An 18,637-nucleotide genomic window follows, 5' to 3' on the forward strand; every position below is an offset into this window, starting at 1 on the left:
TTCATGAAATACTCCGTCTGCCTGTCGACCGGCTATGAAGGGCTCGCCTTTCCGGTCAATTTCTGCGCGCCGCAGGATCTCGTGCGCCACGCGCAGGTGGCCGAGCGGCTCGGCTTCGATTCGGTGTGGGGCAACGACCACATCACCCCGCCGCGCTACGTGCGCGAGCACTTCGACGCCTCGCCCAACTTCTACGACGTGCTCATCGCGCTTGCGATGATCGCGCAGGCGACGACCACGCTGCGCGTCGGGACGGCGCTTCTCGTCGTGCCGAACCGCGAGCCGGTCTATCTCGCCAAGCAGGCCTTCACCCTCGATCAGATGTCGGGCGGCCGCTTCATGATGGCCGTGGGCCTCGGCGCCTATCGCGAGGAGTTTGAGGCGTTCGTCGGCCATCGCTACGAGAAGCCCCACCGCGGCAAGATGATGGCCGAGGGGCTCGAGATCTTCCGCCGCCTCGCCACCGAGAAGGTCTCCTCCTTCGACGGCGAGTATTATTCGTACACCGACATCGAGATGTTCCCCAAGCCGAAGCAGGACCCGTTCCCGCTGTTCATCGGCGGGCACAACATGAAGGCGGTGGAGCGGGCGGCCGAGATCGGCCAGGGCTGGCTGCCCGGCTGGCGGCCGTTTCACGAGATCGCCGAGCGCATCGAGGCGCTGCACGCGGCGGCCGAGAAGATCGGGCGCGACCCGAAGTCCATCGAGGTGGCGCCGCAATTCTCCCTCCTCATCGGCAAGACCCAGGAGGAGGCCGAGGCGACCTACATGAAGAGCGGCCTCGTGGCGCACCGCGTCTCGCTCGCCCACACCGGGCGCGATCCGGCCTATCAGGTCTCCGGCAACCTCGTCGGCTCGCCCGAAACGATCATCGCCAAAATCCACGAGCTGAAGGCGATGGGCGTCGACCACTGCGCCGCCATGGCCCTCGCGGTGAACAGCCAGGAAGAATATCTGGAGCAGCTGCACTGGTTCTCCGAGGAGATCATGCCCCACTGCGCCTGACGCCGCCGCCTCGAGCCGCATCCACGAAAGGCCCGCCTCGGCGGGCCTTTCTTGTTGCGTCGGCGCGTTTCGGTGCGTGGGGGTGGCGCCGCGCCCCGCCTCAGCGCGAGGCGATGCGGCGGCGCATGCCGCCGACGGCACGGGCGATGGTGGGGTAGAGCAGCACGCCGAGGATCATCACGAGCAGCGCGGCGGCGACCGGGCGCTCCAGGAACACCACCGGGTCGGTGCCGTAGACGATGAGGGCCTGCTTGAAGTTTACCTCCACCATCGGGGCGAGCACGTAGCCGATGATCAGCGGGGCGAGCGGGAAGCCGAGCACCCGCAGGCCCCAGCCGAGGAAGCCCGCGGCGGCCATGATGACGAGGTCGAAGGCGGAGTTGTTGCCGGCGAAGGTGCCGACCGAGGCGAGCACCACCACGCCGGCGAGGAGCAGCGGCTCCGGTAGCCGCAGCACGCGGGTGAAGAGCCGCGCGCCGAAGCCGCCGGCGACGAGGATGCCGATGTTGGCGATGAACAGCGAGAAGAGGATGAGGAGCACCTGGTCCATGTGCTCGGTGTAGAGCCGCGGTCCGGGCGTCACCCCCTGTAGTACGAGGGCGGCGAGGATCATCGCCGTGATCGGGTCGCCGGGAATGCCGAGCGACAGGGAAGGGACCAGCGCCCCGCCCGTCACCGCGTTGTTGGCCGCCTCGGAGGCGAGGATGCCCTCGGGGTTGCCCTTGCCGAAGCTGTCGGGGTCCTTGGAGGAGCGCTTCGCCTCCGAGTAGCTGATGAAGGAGGCTGCCGTCGGCCCGGCCCCCGGCAGGATGCCGAGCACGATGCCGATGAGCGAGGACTTCGCCACCGTGCGCCAGGCCGAGCGCCAGAAGTGGAGCCCCGGCACGCGGAAGCCGATGCGCGCCAGCGTGCCCTCGGCCGGGCCGCGGCCATATTCGGCGACGCGCATCATCACCTCGGAGATGGCGAAGAGGCCCATGAGGAGGGGCACGAGGGGAATGCCGGCGGCGAGCGGGAAGTAGCCGAAGGTGAGGCGCATGTCGCCGGACGCGGGGTCCTGGCCGATCGAGGCGAGCGCCATGCCGACGAGCCCGGCGGCGACCGCCTTCACCAGGATCGCCCGCTCGATGATGGCGACGCAGCAGAGGGCGAAGACGCCGACGAGGAACATCTCGAGCGGCCCGAAGCGCAGGGCGAAGCGGGCGAGGAAGGGCGCCAGAAAGGCGAGGATCACGATGGAGAACATGCCCCCCATCGCCGAGCCGATCGTGGTGATGCCGATGGCGAGGTCGCCGTCGCCGCGCCGCGCCATCGGGTAGCCGTCGAAGCAGGTGGCGGCCGAGGCGGGCGTGCCCGGCACGTTGAGGAGGATCGCCGCCACCGACCCGCCATAGATCGAGGTGCAGTAGAGGCCCATCAACAGGGCGACGCTCGGCCCGAGCGACATGTTGAGGGTGAAGGGCAGCGCGAGGGCGATGGCGATGCTCGGCCCGAGCCCCGGCAGGACGCCGATGATGGTGCCCACCACCACGCCGGCGAGGAGTGCGACGAGCGTCGTGGGGTCGACGAGAAGGGTGACGGCGGCGAGGGCGTCGTTCAGCAAGATGGCCTCCTAGAGCGGCAGCGGGACGTTCATCAGGCGGATGAACACGAGCCACACGAGCGCCAGGATCGCGATGGTGAAGGCGGCGATGGCCACGATGTTGCGATAGCCGAGGAGGACGGGCAGGAGCACGGAAAGGGCCGTGGTGGCGATCAGGAAGCCCACGCGGGGCAGGGCGATCGCATAGATCGCGGCGAGCGCGCCGATGCCGACGGCCTTGAGGAGGCCGGCGGTGGCGAACGGCGTGTCGCTGTTGCGGGCGGCGCCGGCGGCGATGAGGAGCCCGCAGAGGATGGCCCCCGCCAGCACGACCACCGGAAAGATGGTCTTCGACTGGGCCGCACGCAGCCAGTCGCCGGGGGAGAGGAGTCCCCCGGCGGCGGCGAACAGGAGGCACGCGGCGGAGAGACCGAGGCCGGTCGCGACCCGGCGGATCCGCGGCGACGCCTCGCCGCTCATTGGATGAGGCCGGCCTTTTCGAGGAGGGCCTTGGAGGTGGCGCTTTCTTCCTTGGCGAGCGGCTCGAACTCGGCGCCGTCCATGTAGGCGGGCACCATGCCGAGCTCGTTCATGCGGCTCTGGAAGGCCTCCGAGCTCTGCGCATCGGCGCAACCCTTGCGCAGCGTCGCCAGCACGTCTTCCGGCATTCCCTTCGGCCCCACGAGCACGCCCCACAGCGAATAATAGACCGGGAAGCCCTCTTCGGCGAAGGTCGGAACGTCGGGGAAGATCGGCGAGCGCTCGCGGCTCATCACGCCGATCGGCTTCAGCGTGTCCTCGTTCTTCTTGATGACGCTCGAGGAGGTGAGGGTGCCGGTGATGACGTCGGCGAGGATGTTGCGCAGGTTGTCGGCGTCGCTGCTGTTGGCGACGTGGACGCCCTCGACGCCGGCGAGATCGGAGAACTGCAGCATGGCGAGGTGCTGGACCGAGCCGTTGCCCGAGGAGCCGTAGCGCAGCCGCTCGCTGCCGGCATAGTCGGCGAGAGCCTTCGGCGACGCGATGTCCGAATCGACCTTCACCGCGAAGAACATCGGGTTCTCGAACACGCGGCAGACATAGTCGAAGCTGTCGACCGTGTAGGGCACGTCGCTGACGAAGGGCTTCAGCATCAGCGGGGTGGAGGCGGTCACGCCGAGGGTGTAGCCGTCGGTGTCGGCGGCGGCCATCTCGGCGGTGCCGATGGCGCCACCCGCGCCGGCGCGGTTCACCACGCTGACGGTTTCGCCGAGGGCCTCGGAGAGGGCGTCGGCGAGAGTGCGGCTCGCGATGTCGGTCTGCCCGCCGGGCGAGAAGGGCACGATCACCGAAATCGGCTTGTCGGGGTAGGATTGCGCCTCGGCGTCACCGCCGAAGCCGACCAGCACCGCGGCGAGGGCGCCGAGGGCGAGGCAGGGCATGGACCTGTTCATGGGAGATCTCCATCTGGTTCGGTTCGGCCGGGGCGGGAGGGCTCCGGCGGCTCTCATGCGGCACCCGTGGCGCGCCGCCGCGGCTTCTCGCGCGTGCACACCTCAAGAGCGGTTCGGGCATAGACGGCGGCGCTGCGGGCGAGATCGTCGACGCTCATCGCCTGCTGGCGGAAGCTGCGCGGCGGGCCGTAAGTGATCGCCGGGATGCCCATCTCGTTGAAGATGAGAACGTCGCGCCACATGCTGGAGAACACCGGCTCGGCGAGCTCGAGCGCGCCGCCGATGGTCGCCTCGTGGCCCCTGCGCAGGCCGTCGAGCAGCACCTCGTTGTCGCCCGCGCCATAGGAGCGGCGGTAGAGAAAGAGCTCCACCTCGCCTTCGAGGCCGGTCTCGGCGAGGAGATCGCGCAGCTCGCGGCGGATCTCGAGCGGGTCCGACACCGGCGTCAGGCGGCAGTCGAGATAGAGGGCGCAGAGCTCGGAGGTGCGGGTGACGTGATAGGGGTTGCCGGCCCGGATCGCCCCGATCACCGCCTTCGGCACGATGGTGCCGTCCTTCGTGGTGTGGGTGTGGCGCTTCTCGTAGTCGTTGGCCCAGGCCTGGAGGCGGGGAATGAGGAGCGAGGCCCGCACGATGGCGTTGGGATGGTCGGGCCCGACCTCGGCCATCGGCGTGAACGGGGTATAGAACTGCGGCGCGCCGAACACCGTGATCTTGAAGAAGGCCTTGCCGGCCTCGATGCCCGAATAGCGGAAGTCGGTGCCCTCGGCGACGAGCGCGAAGTCGGCCACCCCGCCGTGCTGGACGAGGTAGCGCGCGCCGACCTCCTTGCTGAGATAGCGGGGCGAGGCGAACTCGTCGACGGCCTCGTAGCCGATCTCGCCCGGCACCGCCGACAGGAGAAGGTCGCCGCGCAGCGCGATGCCGGCCGCCTTGATCGCCTTCGCCGCAATCATGAAGGCGGCCATCGGCCCCTTGTCGTTGACGATGCCCTCGCCGAACAGCGTGCCGTCCTTCACCCAGGCGCCGTGATTGATGCCGACGCCGGGGTCGCGGATGCTCCACACGTCCGCCTTGCTGCGGCCGGTATCCATGTGGCTGTTGAAGATGAGGCTGTAGCCGTCGCCGGCGCCCGGCAGCGTGCCGAGCACGTTGAAGCGGTCCGGGAACATGCTGATCTTGCGCGGCGCGAAGCCTTCGCGCGCCATCCAGTCGTGGATGAAGGCGCCGACCTCGGCCTCCTCGCCCGCCGGGCTTTCGATGTTGCAGAGCGCCAGGGCGAGCTCCACGAGCTCGTCGGTGTCGAGCGGGACTCGCGTGCCTTGGAATTCGAAGTGGTGGGTCACGGCGTCTCGATCTGGCGAAGAGCAGCGGGCGAGCGCGACCGGCGGGCGCGACGCGCAGCGGCACCGCACCCCGTGGCTGTCGTGGTTTCGCCCATGGTCCTACCCATGCCGGCCGTGCTCCGAAGTGCCGCCGGCCATGCGTATGGCCGGTCATTTGTTCCAATAATAAGAACAGCGTTCTAATAAATGCTCACATGGGGTCGAAACCGAGTCAATTCGCCAGCAGGCACTTTTTTTGGGCAGACCGTGATGTGTGCAGGGGCGGACGGCGCCCGCCGACCGCCCGACGGGTGGCGAACGGCTGCGCGTTCGGTGGGCGCTGTCGTTGCCCGCGGCAGTGGGGCGCAGGCTCAGCCGGCGGGGTGGCCGAAGGCGCGGGGCGTCGGGGCGCCGAGCTTGCGGGAGGCGCGCTGGGCCGCGTCGTGCACGCGCATGCCGATCCGGGCGCGGGCATCCGCGGCGAGGTCGACGGCCGGCACCGCGCCGCTCAGAACGGCCACCACGCCGCCCGTCGCGTCCCGCACCACCGCGCCCGCGGAGAAGAAGCCCTGACGGTTCTCCTCGTCGCTGTAGGAGTAGCCGAGCTTGCGATACTCGGCGAGGTCGGCGAGGAGCTGCGGCAGCTCGATGCGGGTCGACTGGGTGATCCGGGGCAGGGGATCGGAGCCGAGGAGGCTGATCACCGCCTCGTCGCTCATCTCGGCGAGGAGCGCCTTGCCCATGGCGGTGGAGTGGAGGTGGGTCTGGTGGCCCGGGCGGTGGTTGATCGCGACGGGTCCCTCGCTCTGGACCGTCGCGAGATAGACGACGCTGCGGTCGCGCATCACGCCCAGGAAGCCGGTGATGTGCTCGTCGGCGAGGGCGTAGAGCTCGGGCATCACCGCGGAGACGAGGCTCGTCTGGCCGACGAAGGCGTTGCCCACCTGAAACGCGCGGTAGCCGATGGCGTAGCGCAGCGTGGCGTCGGCCTGCTCCAGATAGCCGGCGCGGGTGAGCGTCTTGATGAGGCGCTGCACGTTGCTCGGCGGCAGACCGAGGCGGCGGGCGATCTCGCGCACGCCCAACGGCTCGGGACTGTCGGCGAGAAGGTCGAGGATCGACAGCGCTCGTGCTACGGACTGGTTCTCGCCGCTTGCTGGTGGGTTGCTCAATCTCGTACCTCGTGAGGCTCGTGGCCGGCCGGCCCGCGCAGCGGTCGATGATAAGGCGCATCCCGATGCGCAAGCGTGTTGACGCGCCCGTCCCACCCGCTCAGACTATATGTGGAACAATGTTCCATTAAGTGGAACAACTGCCGCTGTCAAATCCGGTGGCGGCCGGCAAGGAGACGGGCATGGCAACGGTGGTGGGCTTCGACTGTCTGCGCTGCGGGGCGCGCTACGGGCTCGACGCCTACGCGCAGGACTGCCCGCGCTGTCATGCCGAGGCGCCGAGCAATCTCGTGGTCGCCTATGCCGAGGATCCCGCCGCCGCCTTGCGCCGCCCGACAGGGAACGGCGGCGGTCTCTGGCGCTACGGCGACGTGTTGCCCGTGGCGCCGGCCGATGCGGTGAGCCTTGCGGAAGGGTCGACGCCGCTCGTGGCGCTGGAGCGGATCGCCGCCGCGACGGGCGTCGCAACCCTCCTCGGCAAGGACGAGACGCGCAACCCCACCGGCTCCTTCAAGGACCGTCTCGCCGCGATCGCCGTCGCCTATGCGCGCTCGATCGGGGCGCCGGCCATCGTGTCGAGCTCCACCGGGAATGCCGGCGCCGCCGTCGCCGCCTATGCGGCGCGGGCGGGGCTGCCGGCGATCGTCTTCACCGCCGAGGGCGCCGTCGGTCCGCTCCTCACCCAGATGAAGGCCTACGGGGCGAAGGTGGTGGCGGTCCCGACGAAGGCGGGGCGCTGGCCGTTGATGCGCTATGGCGTGGAGCGGTTCGGCTTCTTTCCCACCTCGCCCTTCTTCGCGCCGGTGGTCGGCAGCAACCCGGTCGGCATCGAGGGCTATAAGACGCTCGCCTACGAGGTGGTGGAGCAGCTCGACTGGCAGGTTCCGGACGTATGCGTTCTGCCGGTCTGCTACGGCGATGCCCTCATCGGCATGTGGCGCGGCTTTCTGGACCTCAAGGCGGCTGGCTGGATCGACCGCCTGCCGCGGATGATGGCGGCGGAGATCTACGGCTCGCTCGGCGCTGCCCTCGCCTCCGGAAGCGACGCGCTGCCCGACATGCCGCAGACCCACGCGACCGTCGCAAAGTCCACCACTGCGACGCAGAGCACCTACCAGGCGCTCCACGCCCTGCGGGCTTCGGGCGGGACGGCGGTGTCGGTGGGCAACGACGACATCATGGATTGGCAGGCCCGCCTTGCGAGCGCCGAGGGGCTCTACGTGGAGCCGGCCGCCGCGGGCTCCATCGCCGCCGTCGCCGCGTTGCGCCGCGCGGGGGCGATTGGGGACGGCGAGCGGGTCGTCGCCCTCCTCACCGCCGGCGGGCTCAAGGATCCAGACGCGACGGCGGCCCGTCAGGGCGAGGTGATCCCTGTGCCGCTGGAGCCCGAGGCGGCCTTCGCGAAGCTCGCCGAGGCGGGGGTTCTTCCCTGAGGCGGGAAGCCCCGCCGGCTCATCGCGGCCCGAAGCCGGCGGCGGGCGGCGGCTCCGGCGTCGGCCAGATCTGCCGCAGATAGGCCTGAAGGCCGCGCTCCTGCCGCCACTGGCGCGGGTAGCCGAGCGACACCTCCTCGAACCGCGTGCCGTCGCGCCAGTCGGTGCGGCGCAGGTGGATGTGGCCGCTGACGGCGACCTTGACGTTGAAGCGCCGGTGCCAGTCCTCCGTCAGCACCGTGCCGCACCAGGGCGAGAAGCGCGGCGCGCGCGGAATGCGCACGAGATCATGCCGCAGCGGATAGTGGTTGACGATGATGGTCGGTGCGCCCTCGAGCCCGGCGAGGCGGTCCGCGGCGGTGGCGCAGCGCGCGTGGCACCACGCGATCCGCGAGGCGTAGGGGGTGGGGGCGAGCATGAACTCGTCGCCGCACATGGCGCGCTCCTCGCGCGCCCACTCCACCACGCGGGCGAGCGGAAGGTGCGGCGGCCGGAAGGTGTAGTCGTAGAGCAGGAAGAGGGGGGCGATCACCACCTCGCCGCCCGGGCCCGGCCAGACGGGAAAGGGGTCCTCCGGCGTCACGACCCCGTGCTCGCGAGCGAGGTCCACCAGCGCCTCGTACTTGCGCGGCCCGCGCCAGGCCATCCCCGGCACCGTCCACAGGTCGTGGTTGCCGGGTGTCCAGATCACCTTGGCGAAGCGGCGGGTGAGCGCGGTGAAGGCCGCGGCGACCCGGCTCGGCTGCTCGGCGATGTCGCCGGCCACGATGAGCCAGTCGTCGGGAAAGTCCGGCAGGGCGGCGAGCGCATCGCGGTTCACCGGGCTCGCGAGATGCAGGTCGCTGATCGCAAGCAGCCTCACCCGCGACGCTCCGGCACAGGAACAATGACGGACCGCCGCGGATTGAGATGGTCGAGACACCCGTCCTGCGTCACTATGGTGTCGGATCGTTCGCCGCGCGTCGCGGTGGGAGGACGCGCTATGGAGCCCGAATCCGTCTTCCGCGTGCTGGTCGCCCAGCTTCGCGCCGTGGCGCCCCAGCTCGCCCATCGGGAGATCTCTCGCGTCGACACCTTCGCCGAGCTCGGCGTCGGCCCGTTCGAGCGGGAGGCGGCGGTCAGCCTCGCGATGGAAGAGCTCTGCATCGGCGCCTCGTCGCAGGATTTCGCCCGCGCCGCGACCGTCGGCGAGCTCGTCGATCTCCTCGGGGCCGAGGCGACGGACTGAGCGGCGGCGACGTCTATACCCCGACCTCGCGCGCCCGCTCGCGGGCCTGCTCCACCCGGTGCTGGTTGCGCACGGCCCATTCGCCGAGGGCCTCCAGCGGCCCGAGAAGGTCCACCCCGAGATCGGTCAGCGTGTAGTCGACGCGGGGCGGGATGGTCGGCGTCACGGTGCGCGTCACGAAGCCGTCGCGCTCCAGCTCGCGCAGCGTCGAGGTCAGCATCTTCTGGCTGATGGTGCCGATGTCGCGCTTCAATTCGGAAAAGCGCATCGGGCCGGTGGCGAGCCGCGTCACTACGATCATCGACCATTTCGCGCCGATCCGGGCGAGAAGCTCGCGAACGTGTCGACAGTCGGGGCTCGATGTGTGCTTGATGGGTTTCACGGACGTGACCGAGGTTGCTTTCATGTGCGTACTTGCCGTGGGCGTCCTGTCGGTTAGGTGTAGGTCCTCCCGTCGGTTTCCAACTGATACCAGAGTCTCCTATGAAAACCATCGCCGTCCTCGTGGGGAGCCTGCGCTCGGGCTCCTTCAACCTCAAGCTGGCCAAGGCTCTCGAAAAGCTCGCCGAGGGTCGCCTCAAATTCGTCTATCCCGATCTCGGCAGCGTGCCCCACTATAACGACGATCTGTGGTCGGACCTGCCGGCGAGCGTGACCGCGCTCAAGAGCGCGATCGACGAGAGCGACGCCGTGCTCTTCGTCACGCCCGAGTATAACCGCACCTATTCGCCGCTCCTTGCGAACGCCATCGCCTGGGCGTCGCGGCCGTACGGCAAGTCGAGCTTCATGCACAAGCCCGGCGCGGTGGTGGGCACGTCGCCCGGCGCCATCGGCACGGCGGCCGGTCAGGTGGACCTGCGCGGTCTCCTGCCGGTCCTCGGCGTGATCCCGATGGGGCAGCCGGAAGTCTACCTGCAGATGAAGCCCGACCTCATCGACGACGCCTCCAATGTCACGGTGCCCGACACCGAGGCCTTCCTGAAGCGTTGGGTCGACGCGTTCGTGGCGTTCGTCGACCGCGTCGCGCTCTGAAGTGAGGCGAGGGGGCCCTACGGCGGTCGCCGTGGAGCCCCCTCGCTTTGCCATATACGACCTCCGCCGGAACCACTAGGAAGTGCAATGGAGGACACGCCAACGCGCCACCCGAAGCGCGGGCAGAAGAAGGATCCGGCGATGAATACCTACGACTTCACGGGCCGCGTCGCGGTCGTCACGGGCGGCGCCCAAGGGATTGGCGGGGCGGTTGCGACCAAGCTCGCCGCGAACGGCGCCCGCGTCGCCCTGTGGGACGTCGATCGCTCGCTCGCGGAGGACCACGCCGCCGAGATCGGCAACGCTGCCGCCTTCGACGTCGACATCGCCGACTGGGCGTCGGTGGAGGCGGCATATGCTGCCACGCTGGAGGTGTTCGACGAGGTGGACATCGTCGTGAACTCCGCCGGCATCGCCGGGATGAACGCCACCGTGGCCGACTATCCGGTGGACGAGTTCGCCAGGATCTGCGCGATCAACCTCAACGGCACCTTCCACGTGAACAAGGTGGTGGTGCCCGCGATGCGCGCCCGCAACTACGGCCGTATCGTCAACATCGCCTCGATCGCGGGCAAGGAAGGCAACCCCAACGCCTGCGCCTACTCGGCCTCGAAGGCCGCGGTGATCGGCTTCACCAAGTCGCTCGGCAAGGAGCTCGCCGACGTGAACGTGGCGGTGAACTGCGTCACGCCCGCCGCCGCCCGCACCCGCATCTTCGACCAGATGAGCGAGGAGCACATCGGCTACATGCTGTCGAAGATCCCCCGCGGGCGTTTCCTGGAACTCGACGAGGCCGCCAACATGATCGCCTGGCTCGTGAGCGAGGAGAACACCTTCACCACCGGCGCGGTGTTCGACCTGTCCGGCGGCCGCGCGACATACTGACCCGCCCTCAGCGTCGGATGCTGATCTCGGTATTCTCGGCGCCCACCGTCAGCACGAGATCGAAGAACTTCTCCGCGTCCGCCGGGTGCAGGCGGATGCAGCCGTGCGAGGCGGGTGCGCCGAGGCTGCCGATCTCGTAGCTGCCGTGGATGGCATAGCCGCCATCGTAGAACACGGCGTTGGGCATCGGCGCGCCGTCGTACTCCTTGGAGAAATACTCCCGATACATCCGCATCGGCCGGAAGGTGCCGGTGGGAGTGCGGTAGCCGGCCCGACCCGTCGACACCTTCCACTCCGCCAGCGGCTCGCCCTTGTAGATGATGGTGAGCCGCTGCGTCGAAAGATCGACGTCGGCGACGAGCGTCTTCGCGGACGCATGGCCGATGCCGGCGACGAGGAGGGTGACGGCGAACAGGAGACGGATCATGGCATGACCTCGATGCATGTCGGGCAGGGGATCGGCGTATCGCCGCACCGTGAGTAGATTGGAGACGCTCAAAAAATCACTAAAATCGGCGAAACGCGGCGCCGTGCCGCGCTGCCCCGCTCCTCCATCTTTTGGGGGCAAGCAAGGGCCGCAGGGTCAGACAGGCGGAGACGATCATGGTGCTGATGATAGTGGGGCTCGCGGTGTTTCTCGGAGCCCACCTCGTGCCGCGCGCGACGGGCCTGCGCGGGTCGCTCGTCGCAGCGCTCGGCGAATATGGCTACAAGGGGCTCTTCTCCGTCGTCTCCCTCGTCGGCATCGTGATGGTCTCGATGGGCTACGGCGACTGGCGCTTCCAGGGCTCGCCGCTTCTTTATCGGCTGCCGACCGGCGTCACCCATCTGGCGCTTCTTCTGATGCTGTTCGCCTCGATCTCCCTGGTCGCCGCCTATACCCCGTCCCATATGCGCAAGGCGTTGAAGCACCCGATGCTCGTCGCCGTGAAGCTCTGGGCGTTCGCCCACCTTCTGGCGAACGGCGACGTCGCCTCGGTGGTGCTCTTCGGGGCGTTCCTCGCCTGGGCGGTGGTGGATCGGATCATCCTGAAACGCCGGGAGCGGGCGGGGGTGATCGTGCGTCGCCCCTTCACTGCGCGGTGGAGCGGCGACGCGGTCGCCATCGTCGTCGGGGTTATCGTTTACGTGTTGTTTGTTTGGAAGCTGCATCTGTGGCTAATAGGGGTTTCGCCGCTCCCCATGGGGGCGGTGTCGTGAGTGAACCCCGACCGGGATAGACATGTCGGATATCTTTCAGGAAGTCGAAGAAGACCTCAGGCGCGAGCGACTGCGCAAGCTTTGGGATCGATTCGGCATCTACATCATTCTCGTGGCGGTGCTGATCGTCGCGATCACCGCCGGCTATCGCGGCTACGAGGCCTGGCGCACGGGTCGCGAGCGGGCTGCGGGCGATGCCTATCTCGAGGTCGTCAAGGCGGTCGACGAGACCGGGACGAGCTCGGCCGTCACGAGCCTCATCGAGTATGCCGACGACGCGCCGGCGGGCTTCCAGATGCTGGCGCGCTTCCGGGCCGCGGCGGCCCTCTCGGCGCAGGACGACGATGCCGGCGCCGCGGACATCCTGCGCGGCCTCGCGGCCGACAGCGACGTCGCCCCGCTCTACCGCGACCTCGCCTCGCTGCGCCTCGCCCAGATCCTCATCGACGAGGGGGACGCGGCCGGCGCGCGCAAGGCGATCGGCGGCCTCTCGGAGGATTCCGGCAGCCCCTACTATCTCGCGGCGCAAGAGCTGATGGGCCTTGCCGCCTACACCGAGGACGATCTCGAGGCAGCCCGGCAGCACTTCGCCACCCTGCGCGATGCTGCGGGCGCACCGCAGCCCATGGTGCAGCGCGCCCGGCTGATGCTCGCTCTCATCACCCAGACCGCCCCCGACCCGGCCGATGCCGACGGGGAGGCGGCGGAGACGGCGCAGGAGACGAACTGATGCGTGTTGTCCCCTTCGTCCTCGCGGCGGCGCTTACGGGGTGCGGGTCGATCAGCGATCTCAATCCGTTCGGCGCCAAGGACGAGCATCTCGTCGGCGAGCGCACCACCGTCTTCTCCACCAACACGGAGATGCCGGAGGACGCGACGCCCAAGCCCGCGTCGGTCGGTCCGGCGCGTGCCAACAACGACTGGCCGCAGCCCGGCGGCAACGCGCAGAACGACCCCGGCCATCTCGCCTATAGCGGCGGCGCCGTGCGGGCGTGGCGGGCCTCCGTGGGCGGCTCCGGCTCCGGCGGCCTGTCCGTGGCGCGCGGCACGCCGCGGATCTCGGCGCGGCCCGTCGTCTCGGGCGACCGCGTCTTCGTCTATGCGCCCAACGGCACCGTCACGGCGCTGTCGCTCGGTTCGGGCACGCGCATCTGGTCCACCTCGCTGCGTCCCGATGGCGAGCGCGACGCGGCGGCCGGCGGCGGCGTGACCGTCGACGGCAACCGCGTGTTCGTCGCCACGGGCTATGGCGAGATGGCGGCGCTCGACGCCCAGAACGGCCAGGAGATCTGGCGCCGCGGTCTCGATACGCCCGCCCGCGGCGCGCCGACGGCCGGCGCCGGCAAGGTGTTCGTGGTGTCGCAGAAGAACAAGGTGTTCGCGATCGACCAGGCGGACGGGACGGAGGCCTTCACCTACGACGGCATTCCGGAGCAGGCGGGCCTGCTCGCGACCTCGTCGCCGGCGATCTCCGGCTCGACCGTGGTCATTCCCTATTCGTCCGGCGAGGTGATGGCGTTCTCCACCGACACGGGCGAGCCGAAGTGGCAGAGCTTCGTGACGCGCTCGATGAGAACCCTCGCCGTGTCCGGCCTCACCGACGTGTCGGGCAGCCCGGTGATCGACGGCGGCACGGTCTATGCCACCGGCGTCTCCGGCCGCACCATCGCCGTGAACCTGTCCGACGGATCGATGAAGTGGGAGCGCAATATCGGCTCCGCCCACACGCCCATCGTCTCGGGTGACGCGCTCTTCCTGGTCGATCTCGCCGACCGCATGGTGGCGCTCAACAAGTCGAGCGGCGAGACGCTGTGGATGACGGAGCTGCCCAAGCCCAAGAAGAAGAAGGACCGCGCCTACGCCGGTCCGCTCCTCGCCGGGGGCTCGCTCTACGCGATCTCCAACGACGGTCGCCTCGCCCAGCTCAACCCGAAGGACGGGCAGGTGGTCGCCGATCGCACGATTGGGTCGGCGGCCTACTCGGCGCCCATCCTCGCCTCCGGCCAGATGATCATCGTCTCGGACGCGGGCGAGATCACCGCCCTGCGGTAGGCCATGAAGGTCGCGATCGCGGGGCGGGCCAACGTCGGCAAGTCCACCCTGTTCAACCGCCTGGTGGGCAAGCGCCTCGCCATCGTCGACGATACCCCGGGCGTCACGCGGGATCGGCGCGAGGCGCCGGCGCGGCTGCAGGACCTCACCTTCGATCTCGTCGACACCGCCGGCTTCGAAGGAGCCGACGACGGCACCCTCGAAGCGCGCATGTGGAGCCAGATGGCCCGTGCGCTCGACGAGGCGGACGTCTACCTCTTCGTGGTCGACGCGCGCGCCGGGGTGACACCGCTCGACGAGACGCTCGCCGCCGACGTGCGCCGGCGTGGCAAGCCGGTGGTGCTCGTCGCCAACAAGGCCGAGGGCCGGCTGGGCGATCTTGCGAGCATGGAGGCCTACTCCCTCGGCCTCGGCGATCCGGTGGCGATCTCGGCCGAGCACGGCGAGGGCACCTCCGATCTGCGCGACGCGCTGGCGGAGGCGTTCGAGCGCGTCCCCCCCGTGGCGGAGGAGGACGAGAGCCCGGCGATCGACCTCGCCCGCCCGATCCAGGTCGCTTTCGTGGGCCGCCCCAACGTCGGCAAGTCCACCCTCGTCAACCGCATCGTCGGCGAGGACCGGATGCTCACCGGGCCGGAGGCGGGCCTCACGCGCGATTCGATCGCCGTCGAGTTCACGATCGACGAGCAGCGCTTCAAGCTCGTCGACACGGCGGGGCTGCGTCGGCGCGCCAAGGTCACCGACACGCTGGAGCGCCTGTCGACGGGCGACACCATCCGCGCCCTGAAATATGCCGAGGTGGTGGTGGTGGTGCTCGACGCCACCCAGCCCTTCGAGAAGCAGGATCTGCAGATCATCGACCTCATCGTGCGCGAGGGGCGGGCGGTGGTCATCGCGCTCAACAAGTGGGACCTCGTGGAGGAGCCCGACCCGACCATCAGGGCGGCGCGCGAGGCGGCAACGCGGCTGGTGCCCCAGGCGGCGGGGGTGCGCGTCGTCCCGGTCTCGGCGAAATCGGGACGCAACGTCGACAAGCTGATGGCCACCGTGACCGAGGCGGTGACGCGGTGGTCGGCACGCATCTCCACCGGCCGCCTCAACCGCTGGCTCGAGGGAGCGGTGGCGCGCCACCCGCCCCCCGCCGTCGGCGGCCGGCGCATCAAGATCCGCTACGTGACGCAGGCGAAGACGCGGCCACCCACCTTCGTCGCCTTCTGCTCACGGCCGGAGGCGCTGCCACCCGCCTATCAGCGCTACCTGATCAACTCGATCCGGGAGAAGTTCGACCTCCCGGGCGTGCCGATCCGTCTGAACCTCAGAAAGCCGGACAACCCCTACGCGGACTGAGCGCGCAAGGCTGCCTTGCGCCGCGGGCGCTTGGGACGAAGGCAGGGGCGGGCATAAGATCGTTGCTCCGACACCTTCGGAAAGGATCGGCCGATGCATCTCTATGGAATGCTGGACTCGCCCTATGTGCGGCGTGTCGCCGTGGCGCTGAACCTTCTCGGTATCAGCTACGAGCACACCAAGCTCTCGGTCTTCAGCACCTTCGACGAGTTTCGCGCGGTGAACCCGGTGGTCAAGGCGCCCACTCTCGTCACCGACGATGGCGTGACGCTGATGGATTCCACCCTGATCCTGGAGCACGTCGAGGAGATCGGCCGGCGGGACGGGGCCACGTTGCGGGCCGCTTCGCCCGCCGATCGCACGCGGGCGCTGCGGATCACCGGTCTTGCCCTCGCGGCGGCGGAGAAGGCGGTGCAGATCGTCTACGAGCACAATCTGCGGCCGGCCGCGAAGCTCCATCAGCCCTGGGTCGACCGGGTGACGGGTCAACTCCATGCCGCGCTCGCCGGGCTGGAGGAGATCGTCGGCGCGGGGGACCGCTGGCTCGTCGACGAGCGACCGCTCGAGGTCGACGCCACCGTCGCGGTGGTGTGGGACTTCATCCGCATGATGATCCCCGACGTGGTCGCCGCCGACGCCTACCCGGGCCTCGCCCACTTCTCCACGCGGGCGGAGGCGCTGCCGGCCTTCGCCGCTGCGCCGTCCCACTGAGGCGCAGCCCATCCGGGCGCGCGGATCAGATGAAGTCGCGGTCGCGGAAGGAGTAGGTGGCGCCGCTTCTTTCCATGCCCGGGGCGCAGAGGGCGGCGATGGAGGGGGCGACGTCGGCCGGGGTGGGCAGCGTGTCCGGGTCCTCGCCCGGCACGGCGGCGGCGCGCATCGCCGTGCGCACCGCGCCGGGGCTGAAGAGGTTGGCGCGGACCGCGGTGGTGGCGGTTTCGTTGGCGTAGGTCTTCACCAGCGCGTCGAGGGCGGCCTTCGAGACCGAGTAGGGCCCCCAGAACGGCCGCAGCTTGGCCACCGCCCCGGAGGTCACGAACACGCAGCGGCCGGCGTCGGAGCGGCGCAGCAGCGGATCGAGGGTGCGGATGAGCCGCCAGTTGGCGGTCACGTTCACGTCGAGGGTTTCCTGCCAGGTGGGCGCCTTGACGTGGGCGAGCGGCGAGATCTGGCCGAGCACGCCGGCGTTGCCCACGACGATGTCCACCTTGCCCCAGCGATCGTTGATCGAGCCGCCGAGGCGGTCGACGCCCTGACCGTCGGTCATGTCGAGCGGAACCAGCGTGCCGGCGGTGCCGACGGCGCGCAGGGCGTCGTCGAGCTCCTCGAGCGCCTCCACCTTGCGGCCCACGGCGATCACGTGCACGCCGTGCCGGGCGAGCTCCGTCGCGACCGCCCAGCCGATGCCGCGCGTCGCCCCCGTCACCACCGCGAGCCGGCCGGCGAGCGGGGTGAGGTCGATCGTCGATAGCGGGTCGGTCACTCGGCGTTTTCCAGAAAGGACAGCTGCGGGTGCGGCGTGCGCGCCGCCCGGTCGGTGAGGGGGGTGGGGTACTCGCCGGTGAAGCAGGCGTCGCAATATTGCGGCACCGCCGGGTCGCGCCGCATCTCGCCGGCGGCCCGGTAGAGGCCGTCGATGGAAAGGAAGGCGAGGCTGTCCACCTTGATGTAGCGGGCGAGCTCGGCGACGCTCATGCGCGAGGCGATCAGCTTCGACTTCTCCGGCGTGTCGACGCCGTAGAAGCACGAATCGGTGGTCGGCGGGCTCGCGATGCGCATGTGCACCTCGGTGGCGCCGGCGTCGCGCACCATCTCCACGATCTTGAGCGACGTTGTGCCCCGCACGATGGAGTCGTCGACGAGCACCACGCGCTTGCCCGCGAGCACCTCGCGGTTGGCGTTGTGCTTCAGCTTCACCCCCATGTGGCGGATCTGGTCCGACGGCTCGATGAAGGTGCGCCCCACATAGTGGTTGCGGATGATGCCGAGATCGAACGGCAGCGCCGAGGCCTCGGCATAGCCGATGGCGGCGGGGGTGCCCGAATCGGGCACCGGCACGACGACGTCGGCCGGCGCGGGCGACTCGCGGGCGAGCTCGGCGCCGATGCGCTTGCGCACGCCATAGACGTTGCGTCCGCCCACCGAGGAGTCGGGGCGGGCGAAGTAGACGTACTCGAACACGCAGAAGCGGTCGTGGCTCTCGGGGAAGGGCCGCATCGATTCGAGGCCCTGCTCGGTGATCACCACCATCTCGCCCGGCTCCACGTCGCGCACGTAGCGCGCGCCGATGATGTCGAGGGCGCAGGTCTCCGAGGCGAGCACGTAGGCCCCCTCGAAGTCGCCGATGATGAGCGGGCGGATGCCGAGCGCGTCGCGGCAGCCGATCATCATCGACGGCGTCAGCGCGACGAGGGCGAAGGCGCCTTCGAGCTGGCGGATCGCGTCGATGAAACGTTCGATGAAGGAGTTCTTGGTGGACGTCGCGGTGAGGTGGATGATGACCTCGGTGTCGGACGTCGACTGGAAGATGGAGCCGCGCTCGCGCAGCGTTCCGCGCAGCATGCCGGCGTTGGTGATGTTGCCGTTGTGCGCAACGGCAAAGCCGCCCATCGCGGTTTCGGCGAAGAGCGGCTGAACGTTGTGGAGGGCGGGTTCGCCGGTGGTGGAGTAGCGCGTATGGCCGATCGCGCTGTCGCCTTTCAATCGGTCGATGACGCCCTGGCTCGTGAAGTTGTCGCCGACGAGACCCATGTGGCGCTCGACACGGAAGGCGCCACGCGCGCACGTCGCGATGCCCGCGGCCTCCTGGCCGCGGTGCTGGAGAGCGTGCAGGCCGAGCGCGGTGAGCGCGCTGGCTCCGCTGTTGCGGAAGACGCCGAAGACGCCGCACTCGTCATGAAAGCGGTCGCCTTCCCTGATGTCGATGATGCGCCGTGAGGCCAA

At 69.5% G+C, this 18,637-nt stretch carries 20 protein-coding genes; 10 read left to right on the forward strand and 10 right to left on the reverse strand.

The features are described 5' to 3' along the window. Nucleotides 1-3: 3 nt before the first annotated feature. Nucleotides 4-1,005 (forward strand): LLM class flavin-dependent oxidoreductase, encoded by a 1,002-nt coding sequence (locus tag JCR33_RS13070; RefSeq protein WP_198882532.1) that lies wholly within the window; start codon nucleotides 4-6, stop codon nucleotides 1,003-1,005. A gap of 100 nt (nucleotides 1,006-1,105) precedes the next feature. Here the strand turns inward: JCR33_RS13070 and JCR33_RS13075 are convergent, their stop codons facing one another. The 5 genes from JCR33_RS13075 to JCR33_RS13095 all read right to left on the reverse strand — a co-directional run bounded on the left by JCR33_RS13075 (nucleotide 1,106) and on the right by JCR33_RS13095 (nucleotide 6,517). Further along, complete coding sequence (locus JCR33_RS13075; protein ID WP_198882533.1) at nucleotides 1,106-2,608, reverse strand: tripartite tricarboxylate transporter permease; 1,503 nt, start codon at nucleotides 2,606-2,608, stop codon at nucleotides 1,106-1,108. Between the two features lie 9 nt (nucleotides 2,609-2,617). Further along, the gene (locus JCR33_RS13080; RefSeq protein ID WP_198882534.1) at nucleotides 2,618-3,067 is read right to left on the reverse strand and encodes a tripartite tricarboxylate transporter TctB family protein; all 450 of its coding nucleotides are present in this window, start codon (nucleotides 3,065-3,067) and stop codon (nucleotides 2,618-2,620) included. After that, on the reverse strand, nucleotides 3,064-4,020 hold the full coding sequence (locus tag JCR33_RS13085; protein ID WP_198882535.1) for a Bug family tripartite tricarboxylate transporter substrate binding protein: 957 nt from the start codon (nucleotides 4,018-4,020) through the stop codon (nucleotides 3,064-3,066). Before JCR33_RS13085 ends, JCR33_RS13080 begins: the two co-directional genes overlap by 4 nt. 53 nt (nucleotides 4,021-4,073) lie before the next feature. Continuing rightward, nucleotides 4,074-5,366, reverse strand: a complete 1,293-nt coding sequence (locus JCR33_RS13090; protein WP_198882536.1) for a M20/M25/M40 family metallo-hydrolase — start codon at nucleotides 5,364-5,366, stop codon at nucleotides 4,074-4,076. 350 nt (nucleotides 5,367-5,716) lie between these two features. Then, nucleotides 5,717-6,517, reverse strand: a complete 801-nt coding sequence (locus JCR33_RS13095) for an IclR family transcriptional regulator (RefSeq protein WP_198882537.1) — start codon at nucleotides 6,515-6,517, stop codon at nucleotides 5,717-5,719. A 182-nt stretch (nucleotides 6,518-6,699) separates the two neighbouring features. Here JCR33_RS13095 and JCR33_RS13100 point away from each other — a divergent pair, with 182 nt between their 5' ends. After that, nucleotides 6,700-7,950 (forward strand): pyridoxal-phosphate dependent enzyme, encoded by a 1,251-nt coding sequence (locus JCR33_RS13100; RefSeq protein WP_198882538.1) that lies wholly within the window; start codon nucleotides 6,700-6,702, stop codon nucleotides 7,948-7,950. 19 nt (nucleotides 7,951-7,969) lie between these two features. Here JCR33_RS13100 and JCR33_RS13105 read toward each other — a convergent pair whose 3' ends face one another. After that, nucleotides 7,970-8,812, reverse strand: coding sequence for a metallophosphoesterase family protein (locus JCR33_RS13105; RefSeq protein WP_198882539.1), 843 nt, complete (start codon nucleotides 8,810-8,812; stop codon nucleotides 7,970-7,972). 120 nt (nucleotides 8,813-8,932) lie between these two features. On the opposite strand from JCR33_RS13105, the gene JCR33_RS13110 reads away from it, so the two are divergent. Then, nucleotides 8,933-9,178: an acyl carrier protein gene (locus JCR33_RS13110; RefSeq protein ID WP_198882540.1), complete on the forward strand. Its 246-nt coding sequence runs from the start codon at nucleotides 8,933-8,935 to the stop codon at nucleotides 9,176-9,178. A gap of 13 nt (nucleotides 9,179-9,191) precedes the next feature. On the opposite strand, the gene JCR33_RS13115 is transcribed toward JCR33_RS13110, so the two are convergent. Then, a complete protein-coding gene (locus JCR33_RS13115) occupies nucleotides 9,192-9,584 on the reverse strand; it encodes a winged helix-turn-helix transcriptional regulator (RefSeq protein WP_198882541.1) in 393 nt (130 codons plus the stop codon). A 77-nt stretch (nucleotides 9,585-9,661) separates the two neighbouring features. Between JCR33_RS13115 and JCR33_RS13120 the strand changes: the two genes are divergently transcribed. Then, nucleotides 9,662-10,210, forward strand: a complete 549-nt coding sequence (locus JCR33_RS13120; RefSeq protein ID WP_198882542.1) for an NADPH-dependent FMN reductase — start codon at nucleotides 9,662-9,664, stop codon at nucleotides 10,208-10,210. Between the two features lie 141 nt (nucleotides 10,211-10,351). Continuing rightward, a complete protein-coding gene (locus JCR33_RS13125) occupies nucleotides 10,352-11,095 on the forward strand; it encodes an SDR family NAD(P)-dependent oxidoreductase (protein ID WP_198882682.1) in 744 nt (247 codons plus the stop codon). 7 nt (nucleotides 11,096-11,102) lie between these two features. On the opposite strand, the gene JCR33_RS13130 is transcribed toward JCR33_RS13125, so the two are convergent. Beyond that, nucleotides 11,103-11,522, reverse strand: a complete 420-nt coding sequence (locus JCR33_RS13130) for a L,D-transpeptidase (RefSeq protein WP_198882543.1) — start codon at nucleotides 11,520-11,522, stop codon at nucleotides 11,103-11,105. Nucleotides 11,523-11,698: 176 nt separating this feature from the next. Here JCR33_RS13130 and JCR33_RS13135 point away from each other — a divergent pair, with 176 nt between their 5' ends. The 5 genes from JCR33_RS13135 (at nucleotide 11,699) to JCR33_RS13155 (ending at nucleotide 16,405) form a co-directional block, all read left to right on the forward strand. Next, nucleotides 11,699-12,295 (forward strand): NnrU family protein, encoded by a 597-nt coding sequence (locus JCR33_RS13135; RefSeq protein ID WP_198882544.1) that lies wholly within the window; start codon nucleotides 11,699-11,701, stop codon nucleotides 12,293-12,295. A 22-nt stretch (nucleotides 12,296-12,317) separates the two neighbouring features. Continuing rightward, nucleotides 12,318-13,025, forward strand: a complete 708-nt coding sequence (locus JCR33_RS13140; RefSeq protein ID WP_198882545.1) for a tetratricopeptide repeat protein — start codon at nucleotides 12,318-12,320, stop codon at nucleotides 13,023-13,025. Continuing rightward, nucleotides 13,025-14,347: an outer membrane protein assembly factor BamB family protein gene (locus tag JCR33_RS13145; protein ID WP_198882546.1), complete on the forward strand. Its 1,323-nt coding sequence runs from the start codon at nucleotides 13,025-13,027 to the stop codon at nucleotides 14,345-14,347. Before JCR33_RS13140 ends, JCR33_RS13145 begins: the two co-directional genes overlap by 1 nt. A gap of 3 nt (nucleotides 14,348-14,350) precedes the next feature. Further along, nucleotides 14,351-15,694, forward strand: a complete 1,344-nt coding sequence (der, locus tag JCR33_RS13150; RefSeq protein WP_198882547.1) for a ribosome biogenesis GTPase Der — start codon at nucleotides 14,351-14,353, stop codon at nucleotides 15,692-15,694. A gap of 93 nt (nucleotides 15,695-15,787) precedes the next feature. Continuing rightward, nucleotides 15,788-16,405 carry a glutathione S-transferase family protein gene (locus JCR33_RS13155; RefSeq protein ID WP_198882548.1) on the forward strand — a complete coding sequence of 206 codons (618 nt, stop codon included), beginning with the start codon at nucleotides 15,788-15,790 and terminating at the stop codon, nucleotides 16,403-16,405. 25 nt (nucleotides 16,406-16,430) lie between these two features. On the opposite strand, the gene JCR33_RS13160 is transcribed toward JCR33_RS13155, so the two are convergent. Both JCR33_RS13160 and purF read right to left on the reverse strand, forming a co-directional pair. Continuing rightward, entirely contained in the window at nucleotides 16,431-17,177 is a 747-nt protein-coding gene (locus JCR33_RS13160) for an SDR family NAD(P)-dependent oxidoreductase (RefSeq protein ID WP_332461183.1), read from the reverse strand. Beyond that, nucleotides 17,174-18,637, reverse strand: coding sequence for an amidophosphoribosyltransferase (gene purF / locus JCR33_RS13165; protein ID WP_211110271.1), 1,464 nt, complete (start codon nucleotides 18,635-18,637; stop codon nucleotides 17,174-17,176). Before purF ends, JCR33_RS13160 begins: the two co-directional genes overlap by 4 nt.

It is taken from the genome of Acuticoccus mangrovi (assembly GCF_016411865.1).
Lineage (GTDB): Bacteria > Pseudomonadota > Alphaproteobacteria > Rhizobiales > Amorphaceae > Acuticoccus > Acuticoccus mangrovi.